Below are 22,295 nucleotides of genomic sequence, written 5' to 3'. Positions count from 1 at the left end.
CCACCGGCACCCCCACCCCCTCCAAACTCGCCCTCCCGTGCGACCCCCCGGTGTACAGCACCGCCCCCACCCCCGCCCGCTCCGCGGCCACCGCGTCATCCACCGCGTCCCCGACCACCACCACCCGCCCCGGGTCCACGCCACCCCCCACCAACGCCCCCACATGCCGCACCATGTGCTCCGCCTTGCTGCCCCCCGACGGCCCCGTCCGCCCGTCGACCCGCACGAAGTGCTCCTCGATCCCGAACCCCCGCACCAACGGAACCAGTTCCTCGTGCTCGTACATGCTCAGGATCGACTGACTGTGCCCCGCCGCCCGCCAGCCACCGAGCAGTTCCACCGCCCCCGAAGCCAACCCGCACGCCGCCCGCCGCTCCGCGTAGTGCCGGCGGAACAACGCGTCCATGAGCTCCCACTCGGCCCCGGTCGGCAACCGCCCCATCAACCGCTCGTAGAACTTCGGCACCGGCACGCAGTACAGCTCCCGGTACCGCTCCAGAGTGATCGGCGCCAGCCCCAGCTCGGCGAAGGCCGCGTTCGTCGCCCCGATGATCGCGTCGTTGTCGTGGAACAGCGTGCCGTTCCAGTCCCAGACGATGTGCACCCCACGCATCCCCATGCCAAAAAGGTACCCACCCCCACTGACAACGCCCCGCCACCCGCCCACAGCCACCCCCGACGGGCCACCGGACAGGCGGGCCACCGAACACGGGCAGACGGGCACCGAACAGACGGACAGGCGAGCAGACGGGCAGACGGGCAGACGGCCGACCTCAGCCGCCGAGCCCCACCAGATGCGGAATCTCCTGCGTGGCGAACCACAGCAGCTCGTGGTCCTCCGCCCCGTCGACGACGAACTGCGCGTCGTCGTCCCCCCGGTCCGCCGCGGCGAGCGCCCCCACGGCCGCCATGACGTCCTTCTCCGCGTCCTCCGCGTCCACGTGCACCGCCGCCGCCCGCGCGAGCGGCACCGCCTGGGAGACCCGCACCTCGCCCAGCGCCGCCGGGTCGAGCCCCCGGCCGGGGTCCACGGACGTCCAGGCGTCGGGCACGTCCGCCGCCACGACCACCCGGCGCGGCGTCGCCCCCGGCTCGGCGGCGAGCAGCCGCAGCGAGGCGAGCGCGGCCCGGTTCAGCGCCGCGTACTCCAGTTCCTCGAGGTCGTCGGAGAGGTACCACTCCCGCAGGGCCGGCGTGACCGCGTACGCGGTGAACGGCCCCGCCCCCAGCTCGCCCGCCCCGTGCGCCTCGGCGAGACCGTGCAGGGTCAGGGGGACGTAGACGCGCATGACGTGCCGCTTTCTTAGTCGGACAGGGCGTCACCCCAGGATACGTGCGGGTGTCCCCCTTCGGGTTCCGGTCCCCGCGCTCGACGCCGTCCACCCGGCGCCCCGCACCTCACCCCGTCCACACCCCCGTTTCCGGCCCCGCCGAGGCCGTCGCTCACTCTGATAGGTGAATCTCCCGAGCCCCCGACGGGCCCCGCACACGCGTTGCGGCACCGCCGCCCCGCCCCGTACAAGATCCCCACCACGAAGTTACCGCTCGGTATGCACCGGCCCGCCGGCACCGCCCGCGCCTTCGACGAAACGGGGATCGCACATGAACAACGGGGACCGCTCATGAACAAGGTGATGACCAGGACGAGGCGCCTGCCGGGCAGCCGCCCGCCCGTCCGCCACGACACCCGCCGCCCGGGCGGCGCCCCGCGCCGCACGGCACCCCCGCCACGCCCCACGGACGTCTTCGCCGACCGGCTCCTGTCGGTCCTCAGCGGCCACCGCCCCGTCCACTCGATGCTGCGCCACACGGTGGGCCGTGCCTACGACGAACTGGCCTGGCTCGCCGAGCGCGGCGTCCTGCGCACCCGCGGCGCCCGTCCCGTCGTCCACGACATCGGCTACTTCATGCCCCGCCCCGGCGCCATCGAGGCCTTCGCCCGCATCGCCACCGGCGACCGACTGCGCGCCATGGCCTTCCGCCTCGAACACACCCCCACCCACCACTGGCGCTGCACGGCGGTGGAACTGGAGGGCCCGAGGATGCCCCCAGACCTCGACTGACACCGGGACACGCTCCGGGGCCCACGCACGACGCCACGCCCCTCAGAGGGCGCGAAACGCGCCTTTCTGAGGGGCGCAGGCCCGACCAGCCACCACGCGCCCCGCACCCGCACCCGCACCCGCACCCGCCAACGAATGAACACCCCCCATCCCCTCACGCGCCCAACGCTGAAGGCCGGCCCCAAAGCCGGGGCCGGCCCTCGTCAGCTGCACCTAGCGGGGCGTTCCGTCACTTCTTGCGACGCCGCCCGCCCTTCGCCTGCTTCCGCCGCTCCGCCCGAGTCAACCCGTCCGCCTCGGACCGCACCGGCTCCCCGTCGCTGGCGAACTCGCCCTCGACGACACCGCCCTCACCGTCGACCGTCGGCGCCGAGAAGTGCAGCTCGCGCCGCTGCGGCGCGTCGAGCCCCTTCGCGCGGATCTCCGGGCGGCCACCGCCCGCCGGCGCGCCCGCCTGCGCCGGCACCGCGTCCTGCGGCGCCTTCTCCAGGGACGGGGCGGCCGCCGCGTCCTCGACCGGGACCTCCTCGACCTGCTGCTCGACCTGGACCTCCAGATTGAACAGATAGCCGACGGACTCCTCCTTGATGCCGTCCATCATCGCGGTGAACATGTCGAAGCCCTCGCGCTGGTACTCCACCAGCGGGTCCTTCTGCGCCATCGCGCGCAGGCCGATGCCCTCCTGGAGGTAGTCCATCTCGTAGAGGTGCTCGCGCCACTTGCGGTCCAGGACCGAGAGCACCACCCGGCGCTCCAGCTCACGCATGATCTCGGAGCCGAGCTGGCTCTCCCGCGACTCGTACTGCTCGCGGATGTCGTCCTTGATGGACTCGGCGATGTACTCGGCGGTCAGCCCGGCCCGGTCGCCGGCGGCCTCCTCCAGCTCCTCGACGGTGACACGCACCGGGTAGAGCTGCTTGAAGGCGCCCCACAGCCGGTCCAGGTCCCAGTCCTCCGGGAACCCTTCCGCCGTCTCGGCGGAGACGTACGCGTCGATCGTGTCGTCCATGAAGTGGTGGATCTGCTCCTGGAGGTCCTCGCCCTCCAGGACGCGGCGGCGCTCGCCGTAGATGACCTCGCGCTGCCGGTTGAGCACCTCGTCGTACTTCAGGACGTTCTTACGGGTTTCGAAGTTCTGCGTCTCCACCTGCGACTGGGCGGAGGCGATCGCGCGCGTGACCATCTTGTTCTCGATCGGCACGTCGTCGGGAACGTTCGCCATCGACATCACGCGCTCGACCATCTGCGCCTTGAACAGCCGCATCAGGTCGTCGCCGAGGGAGAGGTAGAAGCGGGACTCGCCGGGGTCGCCCTGACGGCCGGAGCGGCCGCGCAGCTGGTTGTCGATGCGCCGCGACTCGTGCCGCTCGGTGCCCAGCACGTAGAGGCCGCCGACCGACTCGACCTCGTCCTTCTCCGCCTGGACGGCCTTCTCGGCGCGCTCCAGGGCGGCGGGCAGGGCCGCGGCCCACTCCTCGATGTGCTCCTCGGGGTCCAGTCCGCGCTGGCGCAGCTCGGCCTCGGCGAGGTCCTCGGGGTTGCCGCCGAGCTTGATGTCCGTACCGCGGCCGGCCATGTTGGTGGCCACCGTGACGGCGCCCTTGCGGCCGGCCTGGGCGACGATCGACGCCTCGCGCTCGTGGTGCTTGGCGTTCAGCACCTCGTGCTGGATGCCGCGCTTGCTGAGCTGCTGGGAGAGGTACTCCGACTTCTCGACGGACGTCGTGCCGACGAGGATCGGCTGGCCCTTCTCGTGCTTCTCGGCGATGTCGTCGACCACCGCCTCGAACTTGGCCACCTCGGTGCGGTAGATCAGGTCCGACTGGTCCTTGCGGACCATGGGCCGGTTGGTCGGGATCGGGACCACGCCGAGCTTGTAGATCTGGTGGAACTCGGCGGCCTCGGTCATCGCCGTACCGGTCATGCCGGAGAGCTTGTTGTAGAGGCGGAAGAAGTTCTGGAGGGTGATCGTGGCGAGCGTCTGGTTCTCGTCCTTGATGTCCACCCCTTCCTTCGCCTCGATCGCCTGGTGCATGCCCTCGTTGTAGCGGCGGCCGGCGAGGATACGGCCGGTGTGCTCGTCGACGATCATGACTTCGCCGTCGAGGACGACGTAGTCCTTGTCCTTCTTGAACAGTTCCTTGGCCTTGATGGCGTTGTTCAGATAGCCGACCAGGGGGGTGTTCACCGACTCGTACAGGTTGTCGATGCCCAGCCAGTCCTCGACCTTGGTGACGCCGGACTCGTGGATGGCGACCGTGCGCTTCTTCTCGTCGACCTCGTAGTCGCCGGTCTCCTCGATGCCCTTGAGGGGGTTGCCCGCCTCGCCCTTCTTCAGGCGCGTGACCAGCTTGGCGAAGTCGCCGTACCACTTGGTGGCCTGGTCGGCCGGGCCGGAGATGATCAGCGGCGTACGGGCCTCGTCGACGAGGATGGAGTCGACCTCATCGACGATCGCGAAGTTGTGGCCGCGCTGGACGAGCTCGTCCTGGGACCACGCCATGTTGTCGCGCAGGTAGTCGAAGCCGAACTCGTTGTTCGTGCCGTACGTGATGTCGCACAGGTACTGCTCGCGGCGCTGCGCCGGCGTCATGTTGGCCAGGATGCAGCCGACGGACAGGCCCAGGAACTTGTGGACGCGGCCCATCATCTCGGAGTCGCGCTCGGCCAGGTAGTCGTTGACCGTGACGATGTGGACGCCGTCGCCCGAGAGCGCGTTCAGGTACGCGGGCAGCGTGCCCACCAGGGTCTTGCCCTCGCCGGTCTTCATCTCCGCGACATAGCCGAGGTGCAGGGCGGCGCCGCCCATCATCTGCACGTCGTAGTGGCGCTGGCCCAGTACGCGCTTGGCGGCCTCGCGGACGGTGGCGAACGCCTCGGGGAGCAGGTCGTCGAGGCTCTCTCCGTCGGCGTAGCGCTGCTTGTACTCGTCGGTGAGGGCGCGCAGCTCGGCGTCGGAGAGGTCGATGAAGTCCTCTTCGATGGAGTTGACCTGGTCCGCGATGCGGTGCAGTTTGCGCAGGATCTTGCCTTCGCCTGCACGCATGATCTTCGAGAGGACGGACACGGGGGTTTGTCTCCTTAGCCGATCGGGCCTGGGACGGTCGGTCACCACATGACAGTTTGAGCAACGGCCATGGTAAGCGAGGACCCCACCGCGCCGGGAGGTCTGTCACCGACAGCCACTAGGACAACGGCCGGGCGCGACGGAAGGTGCCGCCCCGGCGCGACGAAAAGTAGCGCCCCCCTCACCCTGTGATCACCGTCGGGACCCTGTGACCATGGATCCCATGGAACCCGTCACACTCACCACCGAGCGCCTCGTCCTGCGCCCCGTGGACCCCGGGGACGCCGACGCGGTGTACGAGGCGGCCCAGGACCCCGACATCCAGCGCTGGACGACGATCCCGTCGCCGTACCTGCGCGAGCACGCGGAGTCGTTCACCGGCGGACTGGCGCCGGACGGCTGGGCGGACGGCTCGATGTTCACCTTCGGCGTCTTCCTGCCCTCCGGCGAGCTGGTGGGGATGGTCAGCCAGACGATGCGCGCCCCGGGCACCGCCGAGGTCGGCTTCTGGGCGGCCAAGGAGCACCGCGGCCGCGGCTACCTCACGGAGGCCACGCTCGCCGCCTGCCGCTGGGCGTTCCTGAGCCTGTCGGTCGACCGCGTCGAATGGCGCGCGGAGGTCGGCAACACGGCCTCCCGCACGGTGGCACGGAAAGCCGGCTTCATCCACGAGGGCACCCAACGCGCGGCCCTCACCAACAGGGGAGTCCGCAGAGACTGCTGGCAGGCATCCCTCCTCCCGTCGGACCTGGGCCTCCCTTCGAAGACCCCGTACATCCCAGCGCCCCAAAGGGGCGCGGGGAACGGCGCGAGCGACCACGACGAACCCGCACCCGCCGACGAACGACAACCCCCCGGGCTGTAAGGCGCACGGGGTCCAAGGGGCGAAGCCCCTTGAGGGACGGGACGGGTAGGGGCGGCGGGGGCGAAAAAACCCAGCTCACCCCCCACTGTCAGACCCACCCCCTACCGTGACCCCATGCCCACCCCGACGACACCGGCACCCACCACCACCCTCACCGCGACAGAGGCCCGCCGCATCGCCTTGAGAGCGCAGGGCTTCCTCGGCGCCCCCAACCGCCGGACCGGCCCCCGCGGCATCCTCCGCCACCTCGGCGCCGTCCAGCTGGACACCATCTCCGTCCTCGCCCGCTCCCACGAACTCATCCCGTACGCCCGCCTGGGCGCGATCGGCCGCCGCACGATCGAGGACGCGTACTGGACGAGAACGCCCACGGGCGCCCCGCACGCCTTCGAGTACTGGTCCCACGCCGCCTGCATCCTCCCCATCGAGGAGTGGCCCCACTTCGCCTTCCGCCGCCGCGCCTACCGCACCCGCCCGCACTGGAACCACGAACTCCCCGACGGCGCCTACGACCAGGTGATCAAGCAGCTCCGCACGGAGGGCCCGCTCACCGCCACGGACCTGGGCGGCGCGAAGAGGACCAGCGAGTGGTGGGACTGGTCGGGCACGAAGGTGGCCGTCGAACGCGCCCTGATGTACGGCGAGGTGGTCTGCGTCGAGCGCCGCGGCTGGAAGCGGGTCTACGACCTCGCCGAGCGCGCCGTCCCCGCGGAGCTGCTCCACGACGACCTGGACGACGCGGAGTGCCTGCGCCGCCTGGTCCGGCTGGCCGGCCAGTCCCTGGGCGTGGGCACGCGCGCGGACATCGCCGACTACCACCGGCTCAAGGCTGAGCAGGTCGACGCGGTGATCGCCGACTCGGGGCTGGTCCCGGTCACCGTCGAGGGCTGGGGCCGTCCGGCCTGGGCGGATCCCGCCGCCCTGGAGACACCCCCGCGCGGCCGCCACCGTACGACGCTGCTGTCGCCGTTCGACTCACTGGTCTGGGAACGGGCGCGCACGGAGCGGATCTTCGGCTTCACGCACCGCCTGGAGGCGTACGTCCCCCGGCCGAAGCGGGTGTACGGCTACTTCGCGATGCCGGTGCTGGCGGGCGGGCAGCTGGTCGGCCGGGTGGACCCGGGACGCGAGGGCCGCACCCTGGTGGCCCGTCAGGTGACGCTGGACGGCCCCAAGGCGGTCCCGGCGGTGGCCCAGGCCCTGCTGGAGGCGGCGACGTGGGTGGACTGCACCAACGTCCGCGTCGAACGGGTGGACGCCCCCGAACTGCGCGCGCCACTCCTCGCGGAACTGGCCCGCGCACTGGACTGAGCACGGGAGGTCCGCCCACGAGCGGCCGGGGCGGTCACCGAATTTCGAGGATCTTCTCCCGCATCGCGTACACCACGGCCTCCATCCTGGAATGCAGCTGAAGTTTCTCCAGGATGTTGCGGACGTGGTTCTTCACGGTGTTCTCGGAGATGAACAACTCCTTGGCGATGTCCCGGTTGTTCATTCCGGTGGCGACCAGCTTGAGCACTTCGAGTTCCCGGTCGGTGAGCCGCGGCGCCGGGACCAGCCGGCGTTCGTCCGTGCGCTGGATCATCGATTTGAACTCGGTGAGGAGTTTCGACGCCATCGAGGGGCTGATCTGCGACTGTCCGTCGGCGACCGCGCGAATGGCCGTGGCGACCTCGTCCGTGGAAATCTCCTTGAGGAGATATCCGGTCGCACCGGCCTTGATCGCGTCGTAGAGGTCGGCCTCCTCGTCGCTGATCGTCAGCATGATGATCTTCGCGCTGGGTGCCACCTCCTTGATCGAGGTGCAGGCCTCGATACCGCCGCGCCGGGGCATCCGGACGTCCATCAGGACGATGTCGGGCAGCAGGTCGGCGGCCTTGTCCACGGCCTCCGCGCCGTCCCCGGCCTCTCCGACGACCTGGATGTCCTCCTCGGCCTTGAGCACGATCTCCAGACCGCGGCGGAAGAGGGCGTGGTCGTCGACGACCAGGACACGGATGGGCTCCTTGCGCGGGGCGCCCGCCGGGCCCGTGTCTCCCGCATCGCCGGCACCGCTCGTGCCGTCCGTGACGCCCGCGTCCGTGGCGCGGCCGTCGGCGTCCGTCTCGCGCGCCGGTCCGAAGCTGTCCGCCATCGTTCCTCCCCCTGAAGGCTGTGGCCTGTGGTCCTGTGCCATCGCCAACCCAAGGCAACGGCCCACCGGTTGGGCCGGTGCGGCCATGATTCCATGCCACGGCGGCAGCGCGGTGACGGAGCGCGGTACGAAGGGGTGGCACGCCGGTGCCCCTGGGGGCGCACAGGCTCACCAGGGGCACGGTCGTTCCCCGCGTGTTCACGCCCGGCGGGTTCGGCCGGGGCGCTCAGCCGCCGAGTGCGCTGCCCGCGTCACCGGCCCCGGACCGGGTGACCATCGGGTCGGTGTTGAGGTGGATGACGCCGTAGTCGTAGGCGTGCCGCCGGTAGACGACGCTGGGTTCCTTGGTCTCGGAGTCGATGAACAGGTAGAAGTCGTGCCCGACCAGTTCCATCTCGTAGAGGGCCTGGTCGAGCGTCATCGGGGACGCGACGTGGGTCTTCTCGCGGACGACGAGCGGGCCGTCGCCCGTCACCTCGAGCGAGCCGATCTTCTTCGTCGGCACCGCTTCCCGTTCCGCCTCGGCGATGCCGCCGCCGTTGCCGGCCAGGGTGACCGCGTCGGGCACGTGGTCGGCGACGTCGGCGGCCGAGAGCCGCTTCGTGCCGCGCCGTGCGCACCGCTTGTCGTGCTGCTTGCGCAGCCGGGCTTCGAGTTTGTCGGTGGCCAGGTCCAGTGCCGCGTAGGGATCGCTGGCCGCCGCCTCCGCCCGGATCACCGGGCCGCGGGAGCGGAGCGTGATCTCCACCCGGTCGGACCGGTCCGCCTGACGGGGGTTGGGCTCCTTGGACACCTCGACGTCCAGGCTGATCACCTTGCCATCGAGCTTCTGGATCTTCTCCAGCTTCAGCTTCTCGGCCACGTGCTTCCGGAACCGCTCGGGCACCTCGGTCTTGCGGCCCTTGACGACGATGTCCACGCAGAACTCCGTTCCCGGATCGCTCCGCATCCCTGGCGGAGCATCTCCCTCTTGCACCAGGTTCCGGTGAGTACCGGAACCTCGGACTCGGTGACGTCCACCTCCTCCTCCCCCGTGGGCGGGAACTCCATCCCACCGCTGCGAGTGAATACGGATCACCGCAGCACGGCGTTCGGATCGGCGAGGTACGGGCTGGGCCATTCCCTCACAACCGAACATATCTCGCTCGGACGGATGTCGTCACCCTCTACCGTGGCGTACCTCCGTTCAGGTGAATTGACCCTCTCATTACCTGCAACGACGGACGTTCTCAGTCAGTTCCGGTTGGTTTCGAAAGAATCCGACGGCGCGGCGACCACGGCCGCGCGAAGCGGTGGCCCGGCGGGCCCGGAAACGCCCGCCGTTCGCCGTTCCTCCGTTGCTTCCCCGGCAGCATCGCCGTACACCTGTGCGCGGGTGAAGGACGTGCGTACGGCGCGGGCGGCTTCCGCGAGTGTGGCGCCGGTGGTCATCAGATCGTCGACGAGCACGATCCGGTCGCCCCCTCCCGCCAGCAGCCGTACGCCGCCGGGGACGACCTCCAGGGCACCGGCGAGGTTGGCCGCCCGCTGCGACGTGCTCAGCCCCGCCTGGTCGGCCACGGGGCGCCGCTGCCGCAGTACGGCCGCGACATGGGCGGCCGTACCCGTCCGCCGCAGCTCCCGGGCAGCCGCGAGCGCGATCCGCCGCGTCGCATCATGCCCCCGGGCCCGCACGACCCACCGCGCGGACGGCACGGGCACGAGCACCACCCCGCACCGGCCGCCCCCGGCCGGCCCACCGCAGGCGGTCGCGGCGTCACTCCCGGCCGCGACGCGTACCGCGCCGGCCAGCGCCGTCCCGAGCGGACCGGCGAGTGCGAGTGCCCCGCGCTCCTTGTGCGCGAGCAACACGGCACGCACGGCGTCCCGGTACCCCGCAGCCGCGTGCACCGGCGGCAGCCCCACCGGCTCCGCCCCCGGCCGCGCCCGCCTCGGCGCGCCTGCGCAGAGCGCCGCCCGGCACCCCTCGCACAGCACGACCCGCCCGCGGCCACACCCCTCGCACTCCCCCGCCAGAACCAGCCCCACCGTTTCCCGCCACCACCGCATACCCCCACACTCTGCCGCGGTCGCCCGGACGGCGCGCAGCCTGTGGACAACCAGGCGTACGGAGCCGGCCGGGGCCCGTGGCGTGCGCTCACCCGGGATAGACCGGCGCCGTGCCCTTCTTGATCACCTTTTGCCACTGCGCCCCGGAGGACAACCGCACGATCCCGTCCTCCGAGTACGCCACCAACGGCAACCGCTCGTCCTCCGAGGCCGCGATCTGCTTCACCCCGGTCAGGGACGCCGGCGCGGGCCCCGCCGGCGTGGACCCGTCGACCTGCACGTACCGGATCTGCTGCACGCCGCCCGACTCGCGCCCGACCACCACGAGCCGGCTGTCCCCCGCCCATGAGATCGCCGTCACCGCCTCGAACTGCGGCGTGAGCGACCGCAGCTCGAGGATCGAGACGACCGTCCCCGCGGCGCCCTCGCCCCCCGCCGCCTTCTCCCGCTCGATCCGCCCCATCTGCAACGACGTCTTGCCGTCCTTCTCGACGATCAGCGCGACCCGCACCCCGTCCCCCGCGACCCGCACCGCGTCGATCCGCCCGTCCAGCCCGGGCGTGGCGACCTCCACCGGGTCCCCCGCGCCCTTCTCGAACAGCAGCAGCCGCGGGTCCTGCGGATTCCGGTCGGCGACCCAGAGATCGCCCCGGCTGTCCCAGCTCGGCGTGGTCAGCCGGTCGTCCGGCGACGCCCCCTGGCTTCGCAACACCGCCTCCCCCAGCGGCGCGTCCGGCACCAGCGACCCCACGTACAGCGAACGCCCGTCCGCCGAGACCCCCGCCGCGGTCTTCTCGTCGCGCGAGACGGCCGCCGCCCGCAACGGCGCGGTGCCCTGCCCGAGCGCCCCGGGCACCTGCTCCGCGTCCTTCCCCGCGGTGGTCATCCGCACCAGCCGCTGCTTGTCGTCGATGAAGTACTCGTACTCCGGCCGCTTCGCGGTGCCGTGCGAGGCGATGTCCTGCGCCCGGTTCTCGTCGAGCACGCACAGCTGCGAGCCGTCGGACCGCTCCAGTTCCACCGAGGTAACCCCGGTCGGCGTCAGATCCTGGAGCGTGAAGAGCAGCTGCGCCGCCATCCTGGCGCACTGCCGGGAGCCGACCCGGTCCGCCGCCTTGTTCAGCGGCACGGTCAGCCGGTTCTGGTCGTCGGGGGTCAGCGCCTCGGCCCCCTTGCGCAGCGCGACCCCGGTGGGGAACCCGGACCGCGCGACCGGCGCCAGCCAGCGCGTGGGCCCCTTGAGCAGGGCCTGGATGACCTGGGTCACCGGATCGACCTGCTTGCGCACGTACACCGGGTCGGCGACGGTGCTCAGCCGGCCGGCCGCCGACGCCGGCCCGTTGGCGGCGAAGTAGTACTTGTTGACCGACTCGTAGTTGCGCTGGAAGTCGGACGCGCCCATCACCACACCCTGGGGCAGCGCGTCGATGCGCCACTGGTTGGTGTTCTTGATCTGCGCCAGGTGGATCGTCTTCTCGTACGACCCGGCGTCGGACGTGTACACGTGCTGCGCGTCCACGCGGGCGACCCGTCGGCCGGTCAGGTCGAACGCGTAGTCGTCGCCGCTCTCCCGGTTGCCGGTGTGCTCGGCCACCGGGTTCGGTCCGTCGTCGAGCACCGTGATCGACCGCTCCGGCCGCCACTGGTGCGAGGCCTTCGTCGTCAGGTACTTGCGCGCGGTGTCGTACTGCGGGTCGTCGCTGGTCAGCGCCTCGAGAAAGCCCTGGACGATCTCCGCGGGCGAGGCGTTCTCGCGCGGCGGCAGCGCGAACACCCGTACCTGCGGGTCCTGCCGGGGCGTCGACTCGACCCCGCGCAGATCACCGCTGTCCGGCATCGACGCGCACCCCGCGAGGAGCACGCCGGCACACCCGAGGTACACCCCGGCCCGTATCCGCCGCGCCCGGCCCGTCCGGCCGCCGCCCCCCTCAGCCCCCACCGATCGCCTCCCCTGGCCCGCGGCCGCCCTCGGACGGCCCTCGCGTCGTACTCGTCCCGCGTACCGCGCCGGCCGCGCTCGCCGTGCCCGCGGCACCGTCCTGCCCGCCGGCCCCCGCGGGACCGGCGCCGTCCTGCCGCCGTACGGCACCCGACGCGCGCGGTACGACGCGGGCGCCGCTGCCGGGCAGCGCGGTCGGGCCGGCCGCCGGGCTCACCGAGGCCGGCCGCGGTGTGCGCGGCGGCAGCGGCCCCCGGTCGCCGGCCCCGGGCTGCAACGGCACCGAGGCGACATTGCTCACGCCGGCCCCCGCGCCGAACCCGGATCCGGCGCGCGCGTCGGTCCCGGCCTGCGCGCCCGGTCCGTCGCCCCGCCGCCGGCCGTCGCCGTTCCCGCCGTCCTGGCGGCCTCTGCCGTCCTTGCCCGCGCGGTTGCGCCGCGAGTCCGCGGGCTCCAGGGGTATCGGGGAGCCCCGCAGCGGCTCGTCCGCCGTCCGCGGCAGCGTCAGCCGGAACTGCGAACCGCCGCCCGGCTCACCCCACGCCTGTAGCCAGCCGCCGTGCAGCCGGGCGTCCTCCAGGGCGATCGACAGCCCCAGGCCCGTGCCTCCGGTGGTCCGCGCGCGTGCCGGGTCCGCCCGCCAGAAGCGGCTGAACACCCGGGTCGCCTCCCCCGGCTTCAGTCCCACCCCGTAGTCGCGCACCGCCACCGCCACCGCACCGCCCGCGGCGGCCAGCTTGACGACGACGTCCCGCCCCTCGCCGTGCTCCACGGCGTTGACGACGAGATTGCGCAGCACCCGCTCCACCCGCCGGGCGTCGGCCTCGGCGACGACGGGCTGCTGGTCGCCCACGACACGTATTCGGGTGCCCTTGCGCTCCGAGAGCGGCTCGGCCCCGGTGACCACCCGCCGCACGACCTCGCGCAGGTCGATCGGCTCGGCCTCCAGCGCCGCCGCACCCGCGTCGAACCGGCTGATCTCCAGCAGATCGGCGAGCAGCGTCTCGAACCGGTCCAGCTGGTCGGCGAGGAGTTCCGCCGACCGGGCGGTCACCGGATCGAAGTCCACACGCGCGTCATGGATGACGTCCGCCGCCATCCGCACGGTCGTCAGCGGGGTGCGCAGCTCGTGCGAGACGTCCGAGACGAACCGCCGCTGCATCCGGGACAGGTCCTCCAACTGCTGGATCTTGAGCTGGAGGTTCTGCGCCATCTTGTTGAAGGCCTCGCCCAGACGCGCGATGTCGTCCTCGCCGGTGACCTTCATCCGTTCCTGGAGGCGCCCCGCGGAGAGCCGCTCGGCGATCCCGGCCGCCATCCGTACGGGGGTGACGACCTGGCGCACCACGAGCCACGCGATGGCCCCGAGCAGGACGACGACGAACAGCCCCGCCGTCGCCAGCGTGCCCTTGACCAGGCTGAGCGACTTCTCCTCCTGCGTGAGCGGGAAGAGGTAGTACAGCTGGTAGGGGTTGCCGTTGGGGTCGTTGACCTGCTTGCCGATGATCAGTCCCGGCTGCGCCTCGCCCTTGCCCCTGGTGTAGACGATGCGGGTGTAGCTCTGCACCGCGCCGGTGCCCGCGTCGACCCGCTTGCGCAGCTCCTCGGGGACGCTGAGGCTCCAGTCGACGCCGCCGGAGGCGCGCGGCCCGAAGCCCCGCCCCTCGTTGTCCGCGGCGGTGGTGCTCAGCGTGACGACGTCGAAGGCGCCCTGGCCGCCGCTGGACAGCGACTCGACGAGATCGCTGAGCCATCCGCTGATGTTCTGCACGGTGTCGCCGCCGGCGGCGGAGCTGTCGTCCGCGCCGCCGCTGGCCGCGCTGTCGGCCCGCTGCCCGGCCACGGTGAACCCGCCGGTCGCCTGGCTCTGCGAGGCCTTCACCTTGGCGTCCAGCAGCCCGTTGCGCACCTGGCCGATGACGACGAAGCCCAGCAGCAGCACCACGCCGAGCGACATCAGCAGCGTCGTGGCGACGATCTTGAGCTGGATGTTGCGGCGCCACAGCCGCATCACCGGCAGCAGCGGACGCCGCACCCAGCGCATCACGAGCCGCAGCACGGGACTGCCCTGCACCCCGCCCTGCAACAGGCCGCCCGGGAACAGCCGTTCCCAGCGGGAGCCCTTCGCCTTCACGCCGACAGGCCGCTCCGGGCGGGCCCCGGACCGGCCGGGCGCCGAAGCGGCACTGTCCCCGGGCATGTCAGCTCGGTCCTGCCTTGTATCCGACACCACGGACGGTCACCACGATCTCCGGCTTCTCCGGGTCCTTCTCGACCTTGGAGCGCAGCCGCTGGACGTGCACGTTGACCAGGCGGGTGTCCGCCGCGTGGCGGTAGCCCCAGACCTGCTCGAGGAGCACCTCGCGGGTGAACACCTGCCACGGCTTGCGCGCCAGCGCCACCAGCAGGTCGAACTCCAGCGGGGTCAGCGCGATCGACTGCCCGTCGCGCTTCACGGAGTGCCCGGCCACGTCGATGACCAGGTCCCCTATGGCGAGCTGTTCGGGCGCCGGCTCCTCCGACCTGCGCAGCCGCGCCCGTATCCGGGCGACCAGCTCCTTCGGCTTGAACGGCTTGACGATGTAGTCGTCGGCCCCTGATTCCAGGCCCACCACCACGTCGACCGTGTCGCTCTTGGCGGTCAGCATGACGATGGGCACCCCGGACTCCGCCCGGATGAGCCGGCACACCTCGATGCCGTCCCGTCCGGGCAGCATCAGATCGAGGAGGACCAGATCCGGCTTGGTCTCGCGGAATGCGGCCAGCGCCTTGTCGCCGTCGGCTACGAAAGACGGCTCAAAACCTTCACCACGCAACACAATGCCGAGCATCTCGGCCAGTGCGGTGTCGTCGTCGACGACAAGGACTCGTCCCTTCATAAACGCCATCATCCCATTAGCTCATCGTGGCCTGACGTGACCTGGCACACAGCTCGGCCAGCGCCTCGGCCGTCACGGGTGAGACGGCGCCCTCCTCGGTGACGATCGCCGTCACCAGCTCGGGCGGCGTCACATCGAACGCCGGGTTGTACGCCTGGGTTCCCAGCGGCGCCACCGGGATCCCGCCGGCCGCCTCGGCGCCCACCACCGGCACCTGCGGCCCGGACAGCTCGGTGACCTCGTGGCCTCCGCGCTGTTCCACCTCGATGGACGCCCCGTCGGGGGTGTCCGGATCCACCGTCGTCACCGGCGCGACGACGACGAACGGCACGTGGTGGTAGCGGGCCAGCACCGCCAGCGGATAGGTGCCGATCTTGTTCGCCACCGAACCGTCGGCGGTGATCCGGTCGGCCCCCACCAGCACCGCGTCCACCTCCCCCGCCGCGAACAGCGAACCCGCCGCACTGTCGGTGAGCAGCGTGTACGCCATCCCGTTGCGGGCCGCCTCGTACGCCGTCAGCCGGGCGCCCTGAAGCAGCGGACGGGTCTCGTCCACCCACAGCCGGCGCAGCCGGCCCGCCCGGTGCGCCGCCAGCGCCACCGCGAACGCCGTGCCCTCCCCGCCCGACACCAGCGCGCCGGTGTTGCAGTGGGTGAGCACCCGGTGGCCGCCGCCGGGCAGCAGCTCGTCGAGCAGCGCCAGCCCGTGCTCGGCCATCCGCGCGCTGGCCTCGGCGTCCTGCCGGTGCAGTGCCCGCGCCGCCGCCAGCGCCGCCCGGGCGGCCGCCTCCTCGCCGCCGCCCCCGGCGAGCGCCTCCCGGTGGGCGGCCCGGGCCCGGCGTACGCCCAGGGACAGGTTCACCGCGGTGGGCCGGGCGCTCTCCAGCGTCTGCGCGGCGTCCGCCACGTCGAACCCGCGCGCGGCGGCGAGCGCGACCCCGTACGCCCCGGCGATCCCGAGCAGCGGCGCCCCCCGCACGGCCAGCCCGCGGATCGCCTCCACCAGGGCGGGCGGGTCCGTGCACACCAGCTCGACCTCCTCGGCGGGCAGCCGGGTCTGGTCGAGCAGGACCAGCACGGGGCCTTCGGGCGGTTCCTCCCAGCGGATCGCCGGGGTGGCCGGGGCCCGGGAGGGCTCGGCCGGCCGGTTGTCGTCGCCGCTGTGCGCGTACTGATCAGCCATCCGTCCAGTCTGCCCCGGATACGGCGCACAGCAGAAGGCGTACAGCCCGGACGGCCCCCGGTCACGCTCCGGGCACCCCATGGCACGATGGCAGCCAATGGGCCGCCGCGACCGCGGACGGGCACCGAGAAGGAGCGACGATGACCGACACTCCGGGCTGGGCCTCGCCCGGATCTGCCCCCTCCGACGGACCGGACGCCCCCGGCGCCGCACAGCCACCCGAGCAGCCTTCGGACCGGAGCCCCGACCAGGGCGAGCAGGGCGGCGCCGATCAGGCGCAGCCGCCCTCGAAGTGGTCCAAGGAGCAGCCTCCGGCCGGGCAGTGGACCGCTCCCCAGCCCCCGTCGACCCCGCAGGCACCGCCCCAGTCCTCGCAGCCCCCGCAGTCCGGCCCCGGCTACCCCGGCTGGGGAACCCCGCCTCCCCCGCCGACACCCGGCACCGGGCCACAGGGCGGCGGACCCGGCGCACCCGGGGGAGCCGGCGGTCCCGGCGCGCCTGCCGGCTGGGGCTCCCCAGGCCCCCACGGTGCCCCCGGCCCCCACGGCATGCCCGGCCCCGGCGGCGGTCCCGGCTACGGGGCCCCTGGATACGGAGTTCCCGGTTACGGTTACGGCGGCCCCGGCTACGGCCCGCCCGCCGGCTGGGGCGGCCCCTGGGGCGGACCCCCGCCCGCGGCCAAGCCCGGCGTGATCCCGCTGCGCCCGCTCGGCATCGGCGAGATCCTCGACGGTGCCGTCACCACCATGCGCACCCACTGGCGCACGGTCCTCGGCATCTGCCTGGCCCTCGCCGTCCTCACCGAGCTCGTCGTCGTCCTGCTCCAGGGCTTCTACCTCGACAACACCGCCGTCCTCGACGACCCCAGCGCCACCCCCGAGGAGACGCTGCGTGCCGCCGGCGGCTCGATGCTGAACTCCAGCGTCGTCCTCCTCGTCACCGCCGTCGCCGCCATCGCCGCGACGGCCCTGCTGACGCCCGTGATGAGCCGCTCCGTGCTCGGCCGGCCGGTCACCGCCGGCGAGATCGCCCGGGACGTCCGGCCGCAGCTGCCCCGGCTGTGCGTGCTGACGCTGCTGCTGCCGCTCATCGGCGCCGCGATCATCGGCGTCGGCACCCTGCCCGGCATCCTCGTCGCCCTGGGCGGCGCGACGGCGGGAGGCGCCGCGCTGGCCGTGCTCGGCGGGATGGCCGCGAGCGTCCTGGCCACCTGGGTCGTCGTACGGTTCTCGCTCGCGCCGCCCGCGCTGATGCTGGAGAAGCAGAGCATCCGCAAGGCCTTCGCCCGCTCCGCCAAGCTCGTCAGCGGCTCGTGGTGGCGGGTCTTCGGGATCCAGCTGCTGGCCCGGCTCATCGCCGGGATCATCGGGTCGGTCATCGCCGTGCCCTTCACCGTCCTCGCCGGGGTGCTCACCGGCAACGGGATCGGCAACTTCCTGGACGGCACCGCCGACCTGGGCTGGTCCTTCCTCGTGATCAGCGGCATCGGCGGGGTGATCGGCTCCACCCTGACCCTGCCCCTCACGGCCGGGGTGACCTCGCTGCTCTACATCGATCTGCGCATCCGGCGCGAGGCTCTCGACCTCGAACTCGCCCGCGCCGCCGGTGTCGAGGGCCCCGGCTCCGGCACCGCCCCGCGGAGCTGAACCGGTGAGCCGGGCGGGGGGAGTACTGGCGCTGCTGCCCGCCGGGTGGCGGGCCGGCGACGACACACCGCCGTTGACGGTCCCGCGCGACCCCGCGCGGGGCGCCGCCCGGCGCGAACTGTCCAAGCCGATGTACCACCAGGACGACCCCAGCCTGCTCCAGCGCGCCCTCGACGCCTTCTGGGACCGGCTCGACCGCCTCCTGGGCGCCGCCTCGTCCACCGCCCCGGGCGGCACCGTCGGCCTCGTCGTCATCGTCCTCGTGGTCGTCGCCCTGCTCGCCGCCCTGTGGTGGCGCCTGGGCACCCCCCACCGGACGCCGGCCTCCGCCCCCGCCCTCTTCGACGATCGCCCCCGCAGCGCCGCCGAACACCGCGCGGCCGCCGCGGCGCACGCCGCCCAGGGCCACTGGAACACGGCGGTCCAGGAACGCATGCGCGCCCTCGTCCGCGCCCTGGAGGAACGGGCGCTGCTCGACCCCCGCCCCGGCCGCACCGCCGACGAGGCCGCCTCCGAGGCCGCCCGCCCCCTCCCCGACCACGCGACCCGGCTCCACACCGCCGCCCGCGACTTCGACGACGTCACATACGGTGGCCGGACCGCGGACGAGGCCACGTACCGTCGGCTGTCCGCCCTCGACGACGACCTGCGGCGCGCCCGCCCCCACCTCGCCGCGAGCACCCCGGGCACCCCGCACACCACGGACCGGAACACCCCCGGGGGAGCCGCCGGATGACCACCGCGCCACCGGCCACGGACCCGCGCCCGGCCACCCCGACGGGTACCTCCGTCTCGCCCACCGCCCGCCAGGTGTGGACCCGCACCCGGGGCATCCTGCTCGCGCTGCTGCTCCTGCTCGCCGCCGGCATCGCCATCGCCGCGATCCGCTCCGGCGCCGACCACGGCCGCCTGGACCCCCGCTCCGCCGACCGCTCCGGCAGCCGCGCCGTCGCCGAACTCCTGAACGGCCGGGGCGTGTCCACCCGCGTGGTCACCACCCTCGCCGCGGCCCGCGCCGCCACCGGCCCCGACACCACCCTCCTCGTCGCCTCCCCCGACCTGCTGACCGAACCTCAGCAACACGCCCTGCGCGAGGCGACCGGGAACTCCGACGGCCGCACGGTCCTGATCGCCCCCGGCGAAACGTCCGTCAGCACCCTCGCCCCCGGCGTCCACGCCGACGCCGCCCCCAGCTTCGACTCCACGCTCGCCCCCGACTGCGCCCTGCCGGCCGCCCGGCGCGCGGGCCCCGCCGACACCGGCGGCCTGCGCTACACCACCGACGGCGTCCGCGCCGACCTGTGCTACCCCAGCGACGGCCTGGCCACCCTCGTCCGCCTCCCGGCCACCGGCGGCGACACCGGCACCGCCCGCTCCGGCGACACCGTGGTCCTCGGCGCGCCCGACATCCTCTACAACGACCGCCTCGACGACGAGGGCAACGCCTCCCTCGCCCTGCAACTCCTCGGCTCCCGCCCCCATCTGGTCTGGTACCTCCCCTCGCTCTCCGACGACTCGGCCACCGACACCGGCGACCGCACCTTCTTCGACCTCATCCCCTCGGGCTGGCTCTGGGGCACACTGCAACTCTTCGTCGCCGCCGCCCTCGCCGCCCTGTGGCGGGCACGCCGACTCGGCCCCCTGGTGCCCGAGAAACTCCCCGTCGCGATCCGCGCCTCCGAGACCGTCGAAGGCCGCGCCCGCCTCTACCGCCGCACCGACGCCCGCGACCGCGCGGCCGCCGCTCTCCGTTCCGCCACCCGCATCCGCCTCGCCCCCCTCGTCGGCGTTCCCCCGGCCCAGGCACACACGCCCGAGGCCCTGCTCCCCGCCCTCTCCGCCCGCCTGCACGGCGACGGACAGGCCCTGCACACCCTCCTCTTCGGCCCCGCACCCGGCGACAACGCAGGCCTCATCGCCCTCGCCGACCGACTCGACGCCCTCGAAAGTGAGGTACGCCGTCCATGATGGACCCGACCACTGACAACGCCGGGCAGACCGGGTACGCCGGACACTCGGACACCGCCCGGGCCTCCCTCGAAGCCCTGCGTGCCGAGATCGCCAAGGCCGTGGTCGGCCAGGATCCCGCCGTGACCGGCCTCGTCGTCGCCCTGCTCTGCCGTGGACACGTCCTGCTCGAAGGCGTCCCCGGCGTCGCCAAGACTTTGCTCGTCCGCGCCCTCGCCGCCGCCCTGGAACTCGACACCAAACGCGTCCAGTTCACTCCCGACCTGATGCCGAGCGACGTCACCGGCTCACTCGTCTACGACGCCCGCACCGCCGAGTTCTCCTTCCAGCCGGGCCCCGTCTTCACCCACCTCCTCCTCGCCGACGAGATCAACCGCACCCCGCCCAAGACCCAGTCCTCCCTCCTGGAGGCCATGGAGGAACGTCAGGTCACGGTCGACGGCACCCCCCGCCCGCTCCCCGAGCCCTTCCTCGTCGCCGCCACCCAGAACCCGGTCGAGCACGAGGGCACCTATCCCCTGCCCGAGGCCCAACTGGACCGCTTCCTCCTCAAACTGACGATCCCGCTGCCCTCCCGCCAGGACGAGATCGACGTCCTCACCCGCCACGCCCAGGGCTTCAACCCACGCGACCTGCGCGCCGCCGGCGTACGCCCCGTCGCCACCGCCTCCGACCTCGAGGCCGCCCGCGCCGCCGTCGCCAAGACGACCCTCTCCCCCGAGATCACCGCCTACGTCGTGGACATCTGCCGCGCCACCCGCGAGTCGCCCTCCCTCGCCCTCGGCGTCTCCCCGCGTGGTGCGACCGCCCTGCTCGCCACCGCCCGCGCCTGGGCCTGGCTGACCGGCCGCGACTACGTCATCCCCGACGACGTCAAGGCGCTGGCCCTGCCCACCCTGCGCCACCGCGTCCAGCTCCGCCCCGAGGCCGAGATGGAGGGCGTGACCGCGGACTCGGTCATCACCGCGATCCTGTCCCACGTCCCCGTCCCCCGCTGATGGCACTCACCGGACGCGCCGCGCTGCTCGCGGCCCTCGGCACCCTCCCGGTCGGCCTCTGGGAGCCCAGCTGGACGGGCATCCTCGCCGTCGACGGCACCCTCGCCCTGGCCTGCGCCTGCGACTACGCCCTCGCGGCACCCGTACGACGCCTGGGCCTGACCCGCTCCGGCGACACCTCCGTACGCCTCGGCGAGCCCGCCGACGTGACGCTCACGGTCACCAACCCCACCGGCCGCCCCCTGCGTGCCCGCCTCCGCGACGCCTGGCCGCCCAGCAGCTGGCAGCCGGGCACCGAAGCCACCGCCTCCCGCCACCTGCTGACCGTCCCGCCGGGCGAACGCCGCAGGCTGACGACCCGTCTGCGCCCCACCCGTCGCGGCGACCGCCACGCGGACCGTGTCACCGTCCGCTCGTACGGCCCCCTCGGCCTGTTCGCCCGCCAGGGCACCCACAAGGTGCCGTGGACCGTCCGCGTCCTGCCCCCGTTCACCAGCCGCAAGCACCTGCCCTCGAAACTGGCCCGGCTGCGCGAACTCGACGGCCGCACCAGCGTCCTCACCCGCGGCGAGGGCACCGAATTCGACAGCCTGCGCGACTACGTCCCCGGCGACGACACCCGCTCCATCGACTGGCGTGCCACGGCCCGCAGCACCACTGTCGCCGTCCGCACCTGGCGCCCCGAACGCGACCGCCACATCCTCATGGTCCTCGACACCGGCCGCACCTCGGCCGGCCGCGTCGGAAACATCCCACGCCTGGACGCCGCCATGGACGCGGCACTCCTCCTGGCCGCCCTCGCCTCCCGCGCGGGTGACCGCGTCGACCTACTCGCCTACGACCGCGGCATCCGCGCCGTGGTACAGGGACGCGCCGCCCGCGACGTCCTCCCGTCCCTGGTCGACACGATGGCCGCACTGGAACCCGCACTGATCGAACTGGACGCCCGGGGCCTGACCGCCACGGCCCTTCGCACGGCACCGCGCCGCTCCCTGATCGTCCTGCTGACGACCCTGGACGCCGCCCCCGTCGAGGAGGGCCTCCTGCCCGTCCTGACCCGCCTCACCCAACGCCACACGGTCTTGCTGGCCGCGGTGTCCGACCCCCACATCGCGGCAATGGCGAAGGGCCGTGGCGACACCGACGCGGTGTACGAGGCAGCAGCGGCCTCCAAGGCCCAAGCGGACCGGGAACGAACGGCGGAACAGCTCCGCCGCCGCGGAGTGACGGTCGTCGACGCGACACCGGACAAACTGGCGCCGGCGCTCGCGGACGCGTATTTGGCGCTGAAGGCGGCGGGCCGACTGTGAACGCTGAGGGCAGGCAGTCGGTGTCGGCGCCGGAAATGCCGTAAACGCAAAAAAGCCCCTGTACCGGATCACCCGGTACAGGGGCTTTTCTACACGTATTGTTCGGCGGTGTCCTACTCTCCCACAGGGTCCCCCCTGCAGTACCATCGGCGCTGTAAGGCTTAGCTTCCGGGTTCGGAATGTAACCGGGCGTT

The 22,295-nt window shown here is 72.9% G+C and carries 18 protein-coding genes and 1 rRNA gene; 8 read left to right on the top strand and 11 right to left on the bottom strand.

All coding sequences use genetic code 11. From position 1 onward, the window contains the following. On the bottom strand, positions 1 to 619 hold a 619-nt coding region (locus tag IO29_RS29280; RefSeq protein WP_037840638.1), incomplete at its 3' end, for an HAD family hydrolase. Positions 620 to 773: 154 nt separating this feature from the next. Continuing rightward, positions 774 to 1,289, bottom strand: coding sequence for a DUF6912 family protein (locus tag IO29_RS29275; RefSeq protein ID WP_030382951.1), 516 nt, complete (start codon positions 1,287 to 1,289; stop codon positions 774 to 776). A 333-nt stretch (positions 1,290 to 1,622) separates the two neighbouring features. On the opposite strand from IO29_RS29275, the gene IO29_RS29270 reads away from it, so the two are divergent. Continuing rightward, a complete protein-coding gene (locus IO29_RS29270) occupies positions 1,623 to 2,063 on the top strand; it encodes an Rv3235 family protein (protein ID WP_030382950.1) in 441 nt (146 codons plus the stop codon). 229 nt (positions 2,064 to 2,292) lie between these two features. On the opposite strand, the gene secA is transcribed toward IO29_RS29270, so the two are convergent. Then, complete coding sequence (gene secA, locus IO29_RS29265) at positions 2,293 to 5,130, bottom strand: preprotein translocase subunit SecA (protein WP_030382949.1); 2,838 nt, start codon at positions 5,128 to 5,130, stop codon at positions 2,293 to 2,295. Between the two features lie 223 nt (positions 5,131 to 5,353). On the opposite strand from secA, the gene IO29_RS29260 reads away from it, so the two are divergent. Together IO29_RS29260 and IO29_RS29255 are read left to right on the top strand one after the other, a co-directional pair. Continuing rightward, positions 5,354 to 5,995: a GNAT family N-acetyltransferase gene (locus IO29_RS29260; protein WP_078618546.1), complete on the top strand. Its 642-nt coding sequence runs from the start codon at positions 5,354 to 5,356 to the stop codon at positions 5,993 to 5,995. Positions 5,996 to 6,109: 114 nt separating this feature from the next. Beyond that, positions 6,110 to 7,306, top strand: coding sequence for a winged helix-turn-helix domain-containing protein (locus IO29_RS29255; RefSeq protein WP_030382947.1), 1,197 nt, complete (start codon positions 6,110 to 6,112; stop codon positions 7,304 to 7,306). A 34-nt stretch (positions 7,307 to 7,340) separates the two neighbouring features. On the opposite strand, the gene IO29_RS29250 is transcribed toward IO29_RS29255, so the two are convergent. The 7 genes from IO29_RS29250 to mtnA form a co-directional block, all read right to left on the bottom strand. After that, on the bottom strand, positions 7,341 to 8,129 hold the full coding sequence (locus tag IO29_RS29250) for a response regulator (RefSeq protein ID WP_030382946.1): 789 nt from the start codon (positions 8,127 to 8,129) through the stop codon (positions 7,341 to 7,343). Between the two features lie 226 nt (positions 8,130 to 8,355). Further along, complete coding sequence (gene hpf, locus IO29_RS29245) at positions 8,356 to 9,048, bottom strand: ribosome hibernation-promoting factor, HPF/YfiA family (protein ID WP_420705404.1); 693 nt, start codon at positions 9,046 to 9,048, stop codon at positions 8,356 to 8,358. 314 nt (positions 9,049 to 9,362) lie between these two features. Then, positions 9,363 to 10,178: a ComF family protein gene (locus IO29_RS29240; RefSeq protein WP_030382944.1), complete on the bottom strand. Its 816-nt coding sequence runs from the start codon at positions 10,176 to 10,178 to the stop codon at positions 9,363 to 9,365. Positions 10,179 to 10,266: 88 nt separating this feature from the next. Beyond that, positions 10,267 to 12,117, bottom strand: coding sequence for an LpqB family beta-propeller domain-containing protein (locus tag IO29_RS29235; RefSeq protein WP_030382943.1), 1,851 nt, complete (start codon positions 12,115 to 12,117; stop codon positions 10,267 to 10,269). Next, a complete protein-coding gene (mtrB, locus tag IO29_RS29230) occupies positions 12,107 to 14,317 on the bottom strand; it encodes an MtrAB system histidine kinase MtrB (protein WP_078618545.1) in 2,211 nt (736 codons plus the stop codon). The genes IO29_RS29235 and mtrB overlap by 11 nt, the downstream gene beginning before the upstream one ends. Before the next feature lies 1 nt (position 14,318). Further along, the gene (gene mtrA, locus IO29_RS29225; RefSeq protein WP_191862447.1) at positions 14,319 to 15,008 is read right to left on the bottom strand and encodes a two-component system response regulator MtrA; all 690 of its coding nucleotides are present in this window, start codon (positions 15,006 to 15,008) and stop codon (positions 14,319 to 14,321) included. A 4-nt stretch (positions 15,009 to 15,012) separates the two neighbouring features. Continuing rightward, positions 15,013 to 16,179 carry an S-methyl-5-thioribose-1-phosphate isomerase gene (gene mtnA, locus IO29_RS29220; protein WP_030382941.1) on the bottom strand — a complete coding sequence of 389 codons (1,167 nt, stop codon included), beginning with the start codon at positions 16,177 to 16,179 and terminating at the stop codon, positions 15,013 to 15,015. Between the two features lie 140 nt (positions 16,180 to 16,319). Between mtnA and IO29_RS29215 the strand changes: the two genes are divergently transcribed. The 5 genes from IO29_RS29215 to IO29_RS29195 are packed head-to-tail and all read left to right on the top strand — an operon-like array spanning position 16,320 to position 22,101. Next, positions 16,320 to 17,825 carry a glycerophosphoryl diester phosphodiesterase membrane domain-containing protein gene (locus IO29_RS29215; RefSeq protein ID WP_030382940.1) on the top strand — a complete coding sequence of 502 codons (1,506 nt, stop codon included), beginning with the start codon at positions 16,320 to 16,322 and terminating at the stop codon, positions 17,823 to 17,825. Positions 17,826 to 17,829: 4 nt separating this feature from the next. Next, a complete protein-coding gene (locus tag IO29_RS29210; protein ID WP_030382939.1) occupies positions 17,830 to 18,561 on the top strand; it encodes a DUF4129 domain-containing protein in 732 nt (243 codons plus the stop codon). Beyond that, positions 18,558 to 19,793 (top strand): DUF4350 domain-containing protein, encoded by a 1,236-nt coding sequence (locus tag IO29_RS29205; protein ID WP_030382938.1) that lies wholly within the window; start codon positions 18,558 to 18,560, stop codon positions 19,791 to 19,793. Before IO29_RS29210 ends, IO29_RS29205 begins: the two co-directional genes overlap by 4 nt. Continuing rightward, the gene (locus tag IO29_RS29200) at positions 19,793 to 20,791 is read left to right on the top strand and encodes an AAA family ATPase (protein WP_106969928.1); all 999 of its coding nucleotides are present in this window, start codon (positions 19,793 to 19,795) and stop codon (positions 20,789 to 20,791) included. The genes IO29_RS29205 and IO29_RS29200 overlap by 1 nt, the downstream gene beginning before the upstream one ends. Further along, positions 20,791 to 22,101, top strand: a complete 1,311-nt coding sequence (locus tag IO29_RS29195) for a DUF58 domain-containing protein (RefSeq protein WP_030382936.1) — start codon at positions 20,791 to 20,793, stop codon at positions 22,099 to 22,101. The genes IO29_RS29200 and IO29_RS29195 overlap by 1 nt, the downstream gene beginning before the upstream one ends. A 100-nt stretch (positions 22,102 to 22,201) precedes the next feature. Here IO29_RS29195 and rrf read toward each other — a convergent pair. After that, positions 22,202 to 22,295 (bottom strand): 5S ribosomal RNA (gene rrf / locus IO29_RS35775); the annotation flags it as partial.

It is taken from the genome of Streptomyces sp. NRRL F-6676, from assembly GCF_000725625.1.
GTDB lineage: Bacteria > Actinomycetota > Actinomycetes > Streptomycetales > Streptomycetaceae > Streptomyces.
Note: the sequence above shows the minus strand (reverse complement) of the source record. Positions and strands in the feature narration are given on the sequence as shown.